We start from the raw sequence: 1,354 nt of genomic DNA on the forward strand, positions 1-1,354 counted from the left end.
CTAGCATTACAGTTGCAATTTTTTCCTGAGGTGGGCTTTGCGCGCGTTGGCCTGATGGGCCCTACGCCAGGACGACCATGCGAGGATATGGGCGTGCGGGATGCGCCGCTGCGCAAGCTTCATGGCGAGGCGACGGATTTCCTGGATCGACCAGCGGACCAAGAACGATGCTTCGGTCGAGGCCGCGGTCGTGTTTTTTTAAGCAACGACCCGGTGTTGGCCCGATGACGGATGACGGCCATCATGGCGAAGGCAAGCATGACGAGTGCGACATGGCGATGCCAGCCATGCCAGGAGCGGGTTTCGTTGTGATCAAGGCCGAGCTCGTTCTTGGCGGTTTCGAAGCTGTCCTCGATGGCCCAGCGATGGCCTTCCACCGACACCAGCTTCTGCATGGAGGTGCCATTGGGGCACCATGTGGAGAAGAAGGCCAAGCTGCCGTCGACGATGTTGCGGCGGATCAGAAGACCCCGCGTCCATTCCCCGGCGAGGTCGTCGTTGTATTCACTGGCGTCGAGATCGGCCAGCTCGAGATAGGCCCAGTCGTGCCAGCGCGGCCCTTTGGTCCCCTCGCCGGACGCCAGGCGGCGCCAGGCCTTCTTGGGAAGGCTCTGCGCGATCGCGGAGCCGGTGCCGGCGACAGGCTGCGGCTTGCCCCAGGAACGGAACACATGATTGGACGCAACACCCAGAACATAGCCTTTGCCCGCCTTGCGTAGCAGGGTTTCGATCTCACCCGTGCCATACACGCTGTCCGCGGCCACGAACGAGAACGGCACCTGTGCGGCGATCGCGCGAGCGATCATGTGACGCGCGATCTTGGGCTTCGTCGCAAAGCCCGCATCGCTCGGGACATGCGCGGCCTTCAGGCGAGCGGGGTCGTCCGTCCAGTCCTTTGGCAGGTAGAGTGCCCGGTCGATGAAGGCATGGCCATGCCGCGACACGTAGGCGGCGAACACTCCGATCTGGCAATTGGTGATCTTGCCCGCCGAGCCGGTGTACTGGCGCGCGACGCCGCATGAGGCCTTGCCCTGTTTCAAAAAGCCGGTCTCATCGATGACCAGAACCGCGTCCGCATCGCCGAGCGTTTCCAGCGCGTATTCACGGACAATATCGCGCAGCGCATCGGCGTCCCACTGCCCCCGACCCAGGATCGCTTGCTGGCGCCACGGGCCTGGATCGCCGGCCGCTTCCGCCCGCATCCAACCCGTCTTGCGCGGCTCGTTGCCCAATAGTCCGTCGAGAAACTGCCCCGCCGCGGCCGCGACCCGCTCCTGCGTAAACAGCGGACGGATGCGTTGCTTGATATCTCGCAACGACGAAGCCCACAGCGTCAGCGTAACTTCAACCGACG

General features: G+C 63.8%; 1 protein-coding gene. It reads right to left on the bottom strand.

The window, feature by feature from the left end:
* Positions 1 to 119 precede the first annotated feature (119 nt).
* Positions 120 to 1,354, bottom strand: a 1,235-nt coding sequence (locus tag XI08_RS10010) for an IS701 family transposase (RefSeq protein WP_271574288.1), incomplete at its 5' end; no start/stop codon positions are given.

Origin of the sequence: Bradyrhizobium sp. CCBAU 11361 (genome assembly GCF_028128935.1) — a bacterium.
In the GTDB taxonomy this organism is placed as follows: Bacteria; Pseudomonadota; Alphaproteobacteria; order Rhizobiales; family Xanthobacteraceae; genus Bradyrhizobium; species Bradyrhizobium niftali.